Here is a 14,774-nt window from a genome sequence, read left to right as displayed (position 1 = left end):
TTCAATCATATAATAATAATAAATACAACTAATCGTTATATATTAAAGAGGTGTCAATTTTGTCCTTAAATGAAGAGACCTTAGAAACTAAGACAGATATAACCATTGAAAAAATCCAAACAAGTAACTTAAATGAACTTAAAAACACATTAGATAACATCTTTGATATTAGTGCAGATTTGATTGAACATCCTTTGCAATTAAAAACAAACACGAATATTTTACTATATTATTTTGAAGGCCTTACAGATGGTGTTGCATTAAAAGGAAATGTTGTTACACCATTATTACAAGCAGTGAATGAAGACAGTCAAATATTTAATTCTAATATTATTGCTACTCATACCAAAATAGTATATACGTGGAATGAAATTAAAGAAGGATTACTTGAGGGACAATGTGTACTGTTTATGGAAGGAGAAAAGAGGTCCCTTCTAATAAATACAAAAGGTTGGGCAGAGAGAGCGATTCAAGAACCCATTTCAGAAGTTACTATTAAAGGCTCACATGATGGGTTTATTGAGAATGCCACAAAAAACATAGGCTTAATTCGTCGATATATTCCTTCTACTGAATTGAAAATTAAAAAATTGACAATTGGAGAACGCGCCACTTCTTTAGTCTATTTAATTTACTTAGGGGATGTAGCAAACGAAGATGTGGTCCAAGAAATAGAAACTAGAATCTGTAAAATTAAAACGGATGCGGTATTGAGCATTGGAGAACTATCTAATTTTACAAAGGATCAAAATTGGACTCCTTTTCCACAGGCTTATTTAAGTGAACGCCCAGATGCCATTTCTAATCATATACTTGATGGAAAAGTAGCAGTGTTAATTGATAGATCTCCTGGTGCGATGATTGTCCCAATGAATTTAATTGGATTTTTTCAGACTCCAGATGATTATAATATACATTGGCTCATTGCATCATTTTTTCGCTTATTACGATTTGCAGGATTTATTATAGCTATTTTTTTACCCGCAATTTATATTGCTATAGTCTCTTTTCACTTTGAAATCATTCCTTTAGATCTATACACTTCTATTGCAACGTCAAGAGTTAAAGTCCCTTTCTCTCCTTTATTGGAAGCTTTTATAATGGAAATCACACTAGAAATGCTACGTGAAGCTGGTATTCGCTTACCACAACCAATTGGACAAACAATTGGAATTGTTGGAGGGATTGTAATTGGGCAGGCGGCTGTTCAAGCTGGTCTTGTGAGTAACGTTATGGTTATTATCGTATCTATTACCGCCATTGCATCATTTATTGTGTCTAATTATGATTTATCAAGTTGTATTCGGCTTATTCGTTTTCCAATGATGTTATTGGCCTATTTTTATGGGATTGTAGGTATTGTTAGTGGATTAATGCTCTTATTTTCTCATTTTGTTTCACTAACTTCCTATGGTTCACCATATGGATTGCCAATTGCACCATTTCGTCTCCAAGAGTTAAAAGATTCTTTTGTAAGATTTCCTATTTCTATGATCACCACCCGCTCGAGTACAGGACAGCCGAAACAAAGAAAGAAAAAAGAAGGTGGTTCGCATGGGAAATCTTAAATTCCAAAGCATAACCTTATTCGAATATATTGTTTTCATTCATTCACTGCAACTTGCATCAGGTATGTTAATTATGCCAAGCCCTCTTGCCACTACCGCTGGTACAGACGGCTGGATTTCTATCATTCTGGGATGGATAATTACTTCTATAATTGGCGTAATTATTATATTAATGTTACAAAAAAATCCTAACAAAAATTTCTCTCAGATCTTAAATACATACTTTGGTAAATGGCTAGGGACAATTTTTCTTCTTTTATATGCCTTTTATCTATTTTTTGCTGGTTTTAATACTTTATTAAAGGCAACTGATATTGTAAAAGTGTGGATATTCCCTTCCACTCCTGCTTATCAAATCGCAATATTATTACTATTGCCTTTTATCATTTTAGCCCTGAGTGGGTTAAGGGCTCTTACTAGTTATTCTATGCTTGTTTTCTTCTTCACTACTTGGATGCCACTATTTCTTCTTTTTTCATTAAAAAGTAACTACAATCCTTTACATCTACTACCTATTTTTAAAGATGGCATATACCCTATTGTAAAGGCAACAAAAGAAACCATTACTCCTTATGCAGGCTTAGAAATTGCATATTTTATTTATCCGTTCTTACAAAAAAAACAAAAAGCCATAAAAGGAATACTAATAGCGAATACTGGAACCATGTTTTTCTATATATATGTGACTATTCTTTCTTATATATACTTTAGTCCGGAGGGGATAAAAGACGTAATTTGGCCAGTATTTCATCTGTTAAAAGGGGTTCGTTTTTCTTTCGTAGAACGATTAGAAATTATATATATCGCTTACTATTTGATTGTATTTTCCACTACAATATATCCGTATTTATTTTTCAGTTTCGAATCTGTAACCATTTTATTTCAAAAAACCGTTCGCAATTGGGTGCTAGTTGGTTTTATGCTATTAATAGTCGGCTTATTCGTTTTTCTAAATCCCGATGTGGATCAATATTTATTTATATATTCTCTTATGGATATCTTAAATATCATTTTCTTTATTCTATTACCAATCTTTTTTTTCGCTTACAGCATTCTTTTTACTTGGTTTACTAGGAGGAAACAGCTTTGATTCGAAAATGGATATGGATTGTAATCTGTTGTGTATGTTTAATTGGTTGTAGTCAGAGAATTCCTCTTGAGAAGGTTTCATTAATCCTTTTAATTGCCTTGGATAGAAACTCTAATGGAGACGTAAAGGTGGGCACAAGCATACCACTCTTTCATCATAGACAGCCAAAAAGTACTATAGAGCACTGGACTCAGGCATCAACTGTATATAATGGATTCAGTAAGATAGATACGAAGTTAACGGGCTATATGACAGCCTCCAAAGCTGAAATCATTTTAATTGGGAAAAAATTGGCCCAAGAAGCAAATTGGATGCAGGAGCTTGATTCTTCTTACCGTGATCCTTACGCTACCATTAATGCTAAAGTAGTACTTGTTGATGGACCTGTAGAAGAAATTTTCACAATTAATAAGCCCGATAAACCATCACTACCATCTTATATAAGTAGTGTAATCGAATCCTCCATTCAAAATAATCAATCCGTTTCTTCCACTATTCAACAATTAATGAGAGAAAAAAATGAAGAAGGAATGACACAAGCTGTTCCAGTTATCAAAAAAACAAAAAATGAAATTGACACGATAGGAATTGCACTTTTAGATCGACAAGGAAAATTTTTAACTCGTATCCCTAAAAAAGATGTTAAATTCTTCAATCTTATAAATAAGCCCAAAAATAAAGGCCGGATGATACTACACCTTGTGCTTCCTCCTAAAAAATCCAACAAAAAACCAAACACTTCTATCTTGGTACAGAATGCGACAAGGAAGGTAGATGTTAATTTTCAAAACGGAAAGTTTGTATTTAATCTCGATATAAATGCAAATGTAGCTTTAATAGAAAAAACCAATGCGAATTTAATTAAGGGACATTATGATAATAAAAAAAACATAAATAATTTAAAGAGTGCTATTCAAAAAGAAATTAATAAGAAGTTACAAGATATTTTGGATGAAATACAGCAGAATAAAATTGATCCAATCGGATTATCCCTATATGCTAGAGCTTTTCAATATAAAGAGTGGAAAAAACTAAAAGGAAATTGGTTGCAAGCGTTAGCAGAGGCTAAAATAAATGTAAAGACACACGTCAAAATAAAAGATACTGGGACCATTAGAAATTAGACTAGCCTATTCTTGTATTTGATAGCATTTCTCAGTAAAATTTTCCCTCCTCAATAATTATTATGTAAAAGATGCTAACTCAAAGAAAAATTTTTAAGTTAAATACAAAGCAATAGATTTTTCTTTTTTATCTAACAGTTCTTTTAAAATGACAACAATTTAACTGCAATAATCCAGTATAAGTTTCTAATTTAAGGAAACGGAGAACTTATAATTCTGGTGCAGTGGACGTGCCAAATTTCATTCCAATAGCAACCCCAAGATAAAACATCAAAGCCGAAATTCCTAAGTTAAGGAATTTCGGCTTTTTGAGTTCGTAAGAATATCTTAGTTTTAGTTCTATGTACCTTGATAGAATAGGTACACATCAACATATTTCTGCATAACTTGATCGTTTAATTTGATTGAGCTACCAAGGGTTTTCGTCTATATCAATATATTAACATTTAAATTACAAATCAATTTTCTAGCACTATATTTGTTTTCTTAAAGATCTTTAATCTTGTTCTTAAATTTGTCAAACCTCTCATATAACTATACAAAAAATATATGCTATTATGGTTTTAAGAAACTATGTGTTCCCTTAACCCTGTATTTTACAGGGTCTTTGTTTATTTGATTTACTTTTATTACACCTCCGTCTTTTCAATTTATAAAGAATAAAAAATCATTTTATGACTGTATAAATGCCCTTGCAACAAAACCCGTATTCCCCTATTTTTTTGAAGAAACAGGATCCATTTTTAATGTTTTTATCCCTTCGTTTAATGTAAACGCATCTGCTCTTAATGTTTTCCACCTATCTTTCGCTGCATTCAAGTTAGGTTTTAAGAATTTAAATTTATTTTGATTCCCTTAAACCTATATGAATCCCTCATCTAAAAATGATTTTAATATAATTTAATAGTGATTGACGCATTTGTGTCTTTTATATGGATATGTAAAATTACATATCCATATAGGAGTAACTAGCTTAAATACGCCAAAATATTATTATCGTATACATAATAATATTGTTGCTACGAACACCACAGGAGAAAACTCCCCTCATGCACTTTAAGGCATAAATTGTCCATGAAATAATAATTTTTGCTTATATACTTACTATTCATTATAGGAATACAAAAAGCGATTCTTTTCACATTAAAAAGAATCGCTTTCCAAGTTCATATTTTTAATTACATTAAATAAAGAATTGTGAGATTATCACCTAAGAGCATTAACTATAACTTCAGCAGCCTCTGCAATTAGTTGATTATCATAGGTAGCCTCTTTCTCATCTTTACTGGATAAAATTGCGATGATAATGGGTGCTCTATTCGGCGGCCAAACGATAGCAATATCATTTCGTGTCCCATAACTTCCAGCTCCTGATTTATCTCCAACTACCCAGTCAGTTGGTACGCCTGCACGAATAAGTTTGTCTCCTGTAGCATTTCCTTTCATCCACTCTGTAAGAATTTTACGTTTATCAGCTGGAAGTGCATTTCCGACCGTAAAAGCCTTAAGATTGGTAGCAATTGCTTTTGCTGTACTAGTATCACGAATGTCTCCTGGAATAGCCTCGTTTAACTCTGTCTCAAAGCGATCAGCCATAGTAACCCGATCACCCATCTGTCTAAGCGCTTTTTCATATCCCTTAGGTCCACCTATTTTATGAAATAAAATGTTCCCTGCAGTATTATCACTGGAACGAACAGCAGCCTCAGCAATTTCTCCTAGTGCCATTCCGGTATCTACATGTTTCTCAGTAACAGGTGAATATTCCACTAAGTCGTCTTTCGTATAAGTGATAACTTCATTTAATTTCTCAATTGAGTTTTGCTGTAGCAATACTCCTGCCGCTAATGCCTTGTAGGTTGATGCAAAGGCAAATCTTTCGTTAGGTCGATAAGCAATTGTTCGATTTGTACCAGTATCAATAGCATACACACCTAATCGAGCATCAAATTTTTTCTCAAGTTGAGAGAATTCTTTATACGTCGCATGATTTTTATGTTTAACTGGTCCGGTCTTTTCTTTCGCTTCAACTTGCAATGCCCCTCCTGTAAAAGCTTCTAGACTTGTAAGACTTAAACCTAATATACCAACGCATATACCTATTTTTAGCATCCTCTTGTTTTTCAAAATCATCATTCCTTTCAAATTTTCAATACTGAAAACAAGTAGTAAATTCAATACACTGTATCCTATTTGAACACCTGTTTTTATACGTACACATAATAGACCATCTAAGAAACAAGTTTGTTCCATAAATTCAAAACCTTTTTAACTAGTAGCCAAGATATTAACAAAAGTAAGAGATAGCAACTATGATAGCTGCTATCTCTTATTTCAAATCTTCCTTTTTCTTTAACTTATAAAGGCTTTTATATAAACAGGGTCTCTTCCCCTGAGAAAAGTGCACAAATTTTACTAATTTTGATTCGAACTATCTGTACTAGCAGCTTCACCATGTATACGTTGCTTTTTTAAATCAAAGTATACATCTAAAATTTCCTTTCCAATTATAGAATTAATTCCATTTTTATCATCATGAAGCCATGGGACTACTACAGAAAATGCTACTTCTGGATTATCATATGGAGCATATCCAACTAATGTTAAGTTGTAACATTCCATACGTTCTCCTTTTGCATTTCTACCAATTGGATCATCTCCACCATATACAGTTTGAGCTGTCCCTGTCTTTCCTGCTGGTTTATATGGCGCATTGTTGAAATACTTCACGCCAGTTCCATCACCTTCTTGGAATACCCATCTAAATCCTTCTTTTATCCGATCAATATGTTCTTTCTTCATATCAACTCGATTTAATACGACAGGCTCTATAGAGCGTATAACTTTGCCAACTTCCTCTTCTTTTATTGATTGCTCTCGTATTTCTTGTACAATTTGGGGTTGCATTCTATATCCACCATTTGCAATAGTTGAAATATATTGTGCCAATTGCAATGGCGTATAAGTATCATACTGACCGATAGAAAAATCTAGTAAAAACCCAGGTTGACTATCTACTTTTCTAGTTTGCCCAATTATTTCATTCGGTAAATCAATACCTGTTGGTACCCCTAAACCAAATTGTTTAAAATAATAACGCATCTTATCAAATGCTTCTTGTTTAATATCCAATGAACCATTCGGTACGTAATTAACTCCCGCAATTTTTAAAGCTGTCTGGAACATGTATACATTCGAAGATACTTGTAAAGCTCGTAAATCATTAATATTACCAAATCCGGATACATTCCATGATTTCTTGGCTTGTGTACCTTTAAATTTCATCGGTGCATCATAAAATTGATCTCCTGGCTGTATTGCCCCTGTCTCATATCCAGTTAATAACGTTGCGCCTTTTACAGCTGACCCTTGCTCATACGAAGTTGTCATGTTACCTAATGCCAAATCCTCAATCTCTATTTCCCCTTCTTTTTCTACAATCTTTTTGCCTGCCATAGATAAAATCTGTCCGTTATTTGGATTTGTCATGACGACAAACGCTCGGTCCAACAGTGGCTCTGAACTCTTAAAAGCTCTCAAATTTTTCTCTATACTTTCTTCCACTTTCTTTTGTAATTCCATATCAATCGTTAATGTTAAACTACTACCACTTTTTCCTTTAGAGATTATTTCTGTGTTTATAATGTTTCCTGATTTATCAGTAATGTTTTTCACTTCTTCTTTTGTGCCGTGTAATACATCTTCATATCGTTGTTCAATATAACTTTTTCCTACACGATCATTACGGTTATATCCACGTACCAAATAAGAATCTAAGTTTTCTTTCGGTAGTCCTTCTTCACTACTTGTAATATTACCTAACACGGAACGAAATAAATTACCATTTACATAATTACGTTCCCAATCAACTGTTGTATCTACTCCTGGAAACTCCGCAAGGTTTTCACTTATCCGCGCATATTCTTGATCTGTCACATCTTTTTTAATAATTTGTGGTGTCAGTTGATAACCTGAACTCATTTTACTTTTAATAGCTAACACCTTTAAATCTTGTGCTGTTAATTCTGCCAATTCTACTTCTATAACGCGACTTCGTCTTAAGTCTTGAATTTTTTTGTCTAGTTCTTTTCCCTCTATTCCCTTTTCTTTAAACTTTCCTATGTCTTTTTTAGTAATCTTTGATTCCGCACGTTTCGTATTCAATTGCATCCAGAAATCTTTTTTATCGATATCGGTTAACTTATTTATATCTTGTTCAGGCATTTCAAGTACTTTCGCCAATTCTTTTGCTGTTTTTAAAATATCTTCACTCGTAATCCCCTTCACCCTTGTATACGTAATTGCGCGAAGAGATTTATTATTAACGACCGTTTTCCCTTCTCGATCTAGAATTTGTCCACGTGGAACTGGTATACTAGTTGTTTCATTTTGACTGTTTTCCACTTGGTTCTTATAAGCCTCTCCCTCAACGATTTGTACTTTTCCTAGCTGCATAATAATAGCTGAGAATAGTACAAATATGCAAAGGAACATTATATTTAATCGAATAGATATATATGTCTTCTGCTTCTTTCCTTTTTGTTCTTTCATAAATCCTCCATATAATTATTCCGGAACTCCTCACTAATACTTAGTAAATAAATATACTAAATAAGTTCCTTATATATTAGAAACCACCATTCAGTTATAAATAGTGTCTTATCTTTTTTTCTAAATCCTTGTAAGCGTCAATTCCTTTTCGTTTAGCCGCGTAATTGATAAATCTCCCTTCCTGTTTTTTTCCCTATTTCTTTGTCGCTTGCTTTAGAAATGCTAAACTGTATAATGACTCATATTAAACTTACACATAGACTTGCTAGTAACTTTTCATACTGATTATTCCTTTCTTCATGCTGTAATACTTAATAGACAACCTAAGTAATAAAGTTGTTCCACATTTACAAAAAAAATAATTAACTATAAGATGAAATAGGCTACATAAGGGAGGGTTATATGTTACATACAAAAAGATGGAGATTTTTTGCGGTTCTTTCTATTGTAGGTTTGATTTTACTAATTTTATTAAAAATCAACTTCATTTCAATTACTATCGCAACTTCTTCAGCTGAAAGAGGAAAAATTTTTGATCAAAATGGTGTAATACTAGCTACAAATAAGAAAGTTAAGTCTCTATATTGTACTTTTAATTATGAAAAGCTATCGAATCAAGATACATCAAACACATTAGCTTTTGTCAATCAATTTTCAAGCGAGTTTCAGCATGACATTTCTGCAGAGGACATAAAATCGCAATTACAACATTCTTGTAAAAAGCAGACTATGAATGATATACCGTTATACTCTGACATAAATGAGAATGAACTTACATTCATAAACAAGAACAAACCCAATAATGTAATAATCAAAGATGAATTGATTCGATATTATCCCAAACACGAAATTGGTTCACAGCTAATTGGGTATGTAGAAAATGACCTTAATTCTAAATATGGACCTGTTGGGAAAAGTGGGATTGAGCTTCAATATGAAAATGATTTAAAAGGAAAACCAGGAAAAACTCTGATTTTTAAAATGAATAATAAAAAGTTCTTATGGAACATTCAAAAAGTACAAAAAGGAAAAGATGTCCGGCTAGCTTTAGACTCTAAATTGCAGCAAAAAACAGAGGAAGCATTAAGGTCTCAAATTAAAAAAACACCTGATGCTAACGCTGGTTATGTTGTAGTAACCGATGTAAAAACTGGCGCAATTTTGACTATGGCCAACTCGGCAGTTTTTGATCCAAATATATTACATACACATGTATCATCTAAAAAGAAAAACATTAAATCACTTTCGCAAAATAAAGCAATTCAAAAATTAAAATATGGTGAGTCTTATGTAAATATGGCCTCTACTATAAAGCCACTTACTATTTTAATTGGATTAAACGAAAAGCTTTTTCAACCCGAAGATACTTATTTAGATAAAGGTACTTTTCAGTATGATAATCAAAATAACATTACTAATGCACCTGGAACGCCAACAGGTGAAATTACACCGAGTCAGGCTATCATTAATTCATCTAATACATTTATGACAGCAAAAGTAGCTCTACCCTTATTCAACCAAAATAATGGGAATATAGAAAAAGTGGCAAATATATGGACGGATTATTTAATGCAATTCGGCCTTCGTTCTAAAACTGGGATTGATTTACCCTTTGAAGAAGACGGACAATATGAATTTCATCCATCTAATAAGTTTGAAAATGGAATCTCCGCTTTATTAAATGCCTCTTGGGGAGGAAATGAAGTGCATAGCCCTCTTCAACTTGCTCAATATGCAGCAACTTTGGCAAGTAAAGGTGATAAATATAAACCTCAAATCGTAAGTGCTATTATTGGTCAGGACGGTAAGGAAACAAAAAAGTTTAAACCGATCTTAGAAAGTTCAAATCGTTATCCTATGAAATTTTGGAGTGTCGTGCAAGGTGGGATGAGTCAAAATATAGATGAGATTAAAAACTTACCTTTTGATGTCGCAGGTAAAACGGGTATTACAGGTTCTCCGAACGAGCAAGAAAGAGTGATCAATCATTCTCTTTTCATTGCATATGCTCCTGCCAAAGCTCCACAAATAGCCATTTCTGTTGTTATTCCTGGTGGCAATTTAGAAAAAAACAGCGCTGCTCTCGTTACATCAAAAGTTTTAGAGTCTTGGAATACACTTCAAAAAGAGGATAAAGATAAAGAGGAAGGTTCATTAAAGTGAACCTTCCTCTTTTACCATATAGAATCTATATTTGTTATTTTCCATATACCTTCATGATTTTTTTCTAACATGAAAGAATATTTAATATCAGTTAAAACATACTCTTTTTGTACATATCCAGTATTACCGTTAATAGTCGATATTTTTACATATCCATCCTTCTGCACTTTTTCCGGGATCCAAGCTTTCACCATTTCATTAGATACTTCATATAAAACTTGTGATTCTCGATTTGGTTCAGCTAAAATTTTCGTTTTGTTTCCAATAACAGTTGCATATATATAATGGTCTTGCTTTGGCTGATCACTTTCTGTTAATCCACTTGGCAATTTGTATACTTGCTTCGTATCATTCACAAATTCTCCTCCCATTGTAAGAGCAACTTGCAACTCATGAAAAATATCCTCATCAAGCTGTAATTCATCCTTCTTATACATACTCCCTTTAAAAATAACTTCATCATTTAATGCTCTATACAAATCATTTTCATTTTTTGAATTTGTACTTCGATATAACTCATTCATAAATTGTTTTAATGATGGATCTTGAGCAGATTCATCTTTTGTTTTAGGCTTAATTTGAGTACTACTTTGTACCGGTGATTTATTATCATCAAGCCAAGGTTGTTGAACAATAAAAAATAACATTGTACAAGCCAAAACAACTACAATAGGCAATGCTTTTTTACGAAATGGTCTTTTGTATGGTACAGAGTCTACTTCACTATTTTGGTATATCGATTGCTTTATTTTATAAATAAATGCTTCTTCATCTTTACGACGCTCCATTGGTCCATTTTTTAATTTGCTATACCAGTCGGGATTTTTTTTATTGTTCATCACTTCTACCCTCCTCTATTAATTTTGAAACCTTACTTCTCGCTCGGCTTAATCTAGATTTTACAGTTCCAATTGACACTCCTAATGTTTCAGCCATTTCTTCATAAGATAATTCATATTTTGCGTCCAATATTAGTATTTCACGGTGTTTTTTAGGTAGTTTTAATACAACCTCCCACACATCATTCATTTCCTCTTGCTTAAAAAATTCTTGTTCCGCCGACAAAGATTGCTTATCGTCACTAAAAAATCCTATTAAAGAAATCCTTTTAAAATAGGAGGATTTCAAATAGTTTATTGCAGTATTTCTTGTGATTTTTAATATCCACGTTTTAATAGATGACTCTTTTCGAAATGAATGCCAATGTTTAAAAACCTTTATAAATACATCTTGCGTGATGTCATCTGATAAGTGTGGATCTTTCGTAATAATAAATGAATAATTCCATACATCTTGCCAATAGTCTTTTATAACATAGTCAAGCTCATCATGATTACATTTTTCAATAAACTTCTGTTCCATTTCCACACCTCAAACTTATTTGAATAAACATAAAACTGCCCTCACTTTTATTATGGTTTCAATATATAGACATGATGCAAGTTTCATTTGTTCCATTGTTTATCTTTTTTTTGATAGAAGCATCCTCCTGAAAAATGTAAAGGTGTACAATAAATTTCATTAAATAATCACCTTTACATTCTTTTTGATGACAGACTCCAAAAAACAAGTAATGCATACAATGTTAAAAATTCACTCATAAAAATCTGATTATTATTTCTTAAATTTCACGCAACACTCCACTTGTATCACCTATTTTTTCTAAGAGCATACTTATTTGTGTGCTCTATTTATTTTTTACTAAATAACTGTTTTGTTAAAGTTTAAAATTACCCTCAATTGTCCATTTCAATTTGTTCTACTCTTATATTTACTATTAGCAATGCCAACCTTTCAGAAATGAAAATAAAGATGAGGTATCAACTTTCTAGAGATACAACAAAAAAGCATTCTCGATTAGAAAGAATGCTTTTTTGAAACTTTATTGTTCTTTGTTTTTCCCAATTTACACCTTTGAGTTAAGCATACATATAATAATTTTAGAAAAAGATTTCACCTTATAATTTAGTGTTATTTCTGAAAAACATGTTTTACTTTTTCGCCTGGAACATTACTCCCGCCTCTTCCTTTTACATCTTCAATCATCATGGTAACAATCATGTTTGGCGCGCTTGCATCGAAAGCTGCAAACCATCCAAGTTCTTTACCCTCTGCTTCTTTCGATTCTTTCAGTTCTGCTGTACCTGTCTTACCAGCGAGAGTTACACCATCAACTTTAGCAATTCTCCCAGCACCATCAGAATCATTAATAACCTTTATTAACGCACTTTTTAATATCTCTTGATTCTTGGTAGAAATCACATTTTCTTTCCAATTTCCCGCTTCTTTTGTTTTTTTTATAAGATGCGGTGATGGAATGTTACCCTCATTGACAATCGGTGCATAAGTCAATGCTAAATGAAGAGGTGTCATTAATACTTGTCCTTGTCCGTACCCCGTGTCTGCTAGTTGAATATCATTTTTTATCCCATCTTTTGCAATGATTGAAATAGGGAATTCGTATTCAATTGGTAATTTTTCATGAAATCCGTATTTCTTAAATTCATTTACATACTGATCTTTTCCTATTTTCAAAGCTTGTTGAGCAAAATAAATATTATCAGAGTACTTCATTGCTTTATCAAAATCAACTGGACTAGCATCCTTCACACGTGTTACATAATAATTTCCCCAAGATGAATCTTTTGTCCACTTTAATCCTTGAATTTTAAATTCTTCCTTAGGATTTATTGTGTTTGTTTCCAAACCAATTGCACCTGTAATCGTTTTAAATACGGAACCTGGTACAAATGCTTGTGTGAAGCGATTCATCATTGGCAGTTTCGAGTCGTTATTCCATGCTTCCCGTTGAGCTTTTGATGCTCCTCTAACTATTGTATTTGGATTATAAGCAGGGCTACTTACAAGTGCGATTGTTTCACCCGTTTTAGGATTGACCGCTGCACTAGATCCTGCTTCATTTTTCATCTCATTAAAGATTTTTTCTTGAATTGCAGCATCAATTGTTAACGTAACATTTTCCCCTTCTTTTGCTTCTTTTTTTGCTAAGTTTTTAATCTCTTTCCCGTTCTCATCTTCCATAAATACGCGTCCACCCTTTTCACCACGCAATTTATTCTCTAATACTTTCTCTAAACCTGTCTTACCTACTAAATCATCTGCTTGATAACCTTTTTTTGAAGCGATTTTAACTCCTCTGCATTTACCTTTCCTATATATCCCGTTAAGTGTGCCGCTGCTTCTCCTAATGGATACGTACGAATATTTACTGGGCGAGATGAAACTCCTTCTAATTCAATATAATCATTCTGTCTGGTTCCCTCTTTTAAAATACCAATTGGTACAAGGGAATCTGGTTTTATCCATTTCGCTGCGAGCTTCTGATCGACCTCTTCTGTAGACATATCAAGTAGTTGTGCTACTGTTTCTTTCGTTTGCGCTGCCGTTTCACCTAGTTTCTCTGGAATAATTCCAACCTCAGTCGCTTTACCATTCGTTGCAAGCCCTTTTCCATTTCGATCATATATTTCTCCGCGTTTTCCTTGCTCTGTTTGCATACGTACTTTGTAATCTTTTTTCATACCTGGGAAAATGAAGTCTGGTGTCCAATCTATTTTCCAAGATTCCTTATCTTTCACGAGTTTTGCTTCATGGATGAATGAAACTGTTCCTCCATCCGTATCCATTTTAACTTCAAAAAGAAAACGTTCTTTATCTTTAGTATTCTCTCCTTTGGTTTTAATTTTTAAATTCTTAACTCCTATACCCTCATAGATTTTTGGATATTTCTCTGTGAAATCCTTTTTAGAAATCGTTTTTTTTGCATGTTCTGATAAATGATCATACATATCTGCAAATTTTTTATCATTCCATAAATTGATATATTCTTCAAATGCTTGTTTTGGCGGTTCGTTTTTATTACATCCTACCAACATAACTCCAAAACAAAAGAAAAACAGCATCCATAATTTTTTCAATTCAATCTTCTCCCTTAGTTAAAAATGATTATTCCTTTCTTAATGTATTTAATAAAAAATGTTTTAACGCTTAATAGACAGTGTAAGTAATGAAATAGTTCCACATTTACAAAAAAAATTAAATTTATGATTAAATGGCATTCGAAGAGGGAGAATTTTAAGATTCTTACAAAACAAAAGAAGCAAATATATTTAGCAATCGTTATCATTATTAGTGTTGTTTTGACAATTTTATTTCAGTTACTATCACTACTTCTTTAGTTGAAAGAGGTAGTATTTTTGATCATAATGGTAATGGTTCGATCTCATCCAAAGTATTTTCACAGAAAAAAGGGTTCTG

Annotated in this window: 8 protein-coding genes and 2 pseudogenes; 4 read left to right on the top strand and 6 right to left on the bottom strand. The window is 32.6% G+C overall.

Annotated elements, in window-relative coordinates; translation table 11 throughout:
- The first annotated feature begins 59 nt into the window (after window positions 1-59).
- Genes MHI07_RS11750 through MHI07_RS11740 form a run of 3 tightly spaced genes read left to right on the top strand, consistent with a single transcriptional unit; the run spans window position 60 to window position 3,782 of the window.
- Window positions 60-1,568, top strand: coding sequence for a spore germination protein (locus MHI07_RS11750; protein WP_340823888.1), 1,509 nt, complete (start codon window positions 60-62; stop codon window positions 1,566-1,568).
- Entirely contained in the window at window positions 1,555-2,658 is a 1,104-nt protein-coding gene (locus MHI07_RS11745; RefSeq protein WP_002109990.1) for a GerAB/ArcD/ProY family transporter, read from the top strand. Before MHI07_RS11750 ends, MHI07_RS11745 begins: the two co-directional genes overlap by 14 nt.
- A complete protein-coding gene (locus tag MHI07_RS11740) occupies window positions 2,655-3,782 on the top strand; it encodes a Ger(x)C family spore germination protein (RefSeq protein ID WP_340823884.1) in 1,128 nt (375 codons plus the stop codon). Before MHI07_RS11745 ends, MHI07_RS11740 begins: the two co-directional genes overlap by 4 nt.
- A gap of 714 nt (window positions 3,783-4,496) precedes the next feature.
- Here the strand turns inward: MHI07_RS11740 and MHI07_RS11735 are convergent.
- The 3 genes and pseudogenes from MHI07_RS11735 to MHI07_RS11725 all read right to left on the bottom strand — a co-directional run.
- Window positions 4,497-4,634: pseudogene (locus tag MHI07_RS11735) on the bottom strand (hemolysin); the annotation flags it as partial.
- 354 nt (window positions 4,635-4,988) lie between these two features.
- Window positions 4,989-5,915, bottom strand: a complete 927-nt coding sequence (gene bla / locus MHI07_RS11730; protein ID WP_372343020.1) for a class A beta-lactamase Bla1 — start codon at window positions 5,913-5,915, stop codon at window positions 4,989-4,991.
- A gap of 282 nt (window positions 5,916-6,197) precedes the next feature.
- Window positions 6,198-8,333 (bottom strand): peptidoglycan D,D-transpeptidase FtsI family protein, encoded by a 2,136-nt coding sequence (locus MHI07_RS11725; protein WP_340823882.1) that lies wholly within the window; start codon window positions 8,331-8,333, stop codon window positions 6,198-6,200.
- A gap of 402 nt (window positions 8,334-8,735) precedes the next feature.
- Between MHI07_RS11725 and MHI07_RS11720 the strand changes: the two genes are divergently transcribed.
- Window positions 8,736-10,496: a peptidoglycan D,D-transpeptidase FtsI family protein gene (locus MHI07_RS11720; protein ID WP_340823880.1), complete on the top strand. Its 1,761-nt coding sequence runs from the start codon at window positions 8,736-8,738 to the stop codon at window positions 10,494-10,496.
- 11 nt (window positions 10,497-10,507) lie between these two features.
- On the opposite strand, the gene MHI07_RS11715 is transcribed toward MHI07_RS11720, so the two are convergent.
- From MHI07_RS11715 to MHI07_RS11705, 3 genes and pseudogenes are all read right to left on the bottom strand, one after another.
- On the bottom strand, window positions 10,508-11,335 hold the full coding sequence (locus MHI07_RS11715) for an SH3 domain-containing protein (protein ID WP_078182092.1): 828 nt from the start codon (window positions 11,333-11,335) through the stop codon (window positions 10,508-10,510).
- Window positions 11,325-11,858, bottom strand: a complete 534-nt coding sequence (locus MHI07_RS11710; protein WP_215581757.1) for an RNA polymerase sigma factor — start codon at window positions 11,856-11,858, stop codon at window positions 11,325-11,327. Before MHI07_RS11710 ends, MHI07_RS11715 begins: the two co-directional genes overlap by 11 nt.
- A 609-nt stretch (window positions 11,859-12,467) precedes the next feature.
- Window positions 12,468-14,434, bottom strand: a pseudogene (locus tag MHI07_RS11705) (penicillin-binding transpeptidase domain-containing protein).
- Window positions 14,435-14,774: the final 340 nt, after the last annotated feature.

It is taken from the genome of Bacillus sp. FSL H8-0545 (assembly GCF_038006105.1).
Classification (GTDB): Bacteria; Bacillota; Bacilli; order Bacillales; family Bacillaceae_G; genus Bacillus_A; species Bacillus_A cereus_U.
This window is presented reverse-complemented; position numbering and strand designations above follow the sequence as displayed.

Coding starts and splice junctions, on each gene's coding strand:
- MHI07_RS11745 (WP_002109990.1), top strand. CDS start 1,555: ATGGGAAATCTTAAATTCCAAAGCATAACCTTATTCGAATATATTGTT.
- bla (WP_372343020.1), bottom strand. CDS start 5,915: ATGATTTTGAAAAACAAGAGGATGCTAAAAATAGGTATATGCGTTGGT.
- MHI07_RS11725 (WP_340823882.1), bottom strand. CDS start 8,333: ATGAAAGAACAAAAAGGAAAGAAGCAGAAGACATATATATCTATTCGA.
- MHI07_RS11720 (WP_340823880.1), top strand. CDS start 8,736: ATGTTACATACAAAAAGATGGAGATTTTTTGCGGTTCTTTCTATTGTA.
- MHI07_RS11715 (WP_078182092.1), bottom strand. CDS start 11,335: ATGAACAATAAAAAAAATCCCGACTGGTATAGCAAATTAAAAAATGGA.
- MHI07_RS11710 (WP_215581757.1), bottom strand. CDS start 11,858: ATGGAACAGAAGTTTATTGAAAAATGTAATCATGATGAGCTTGACTAT.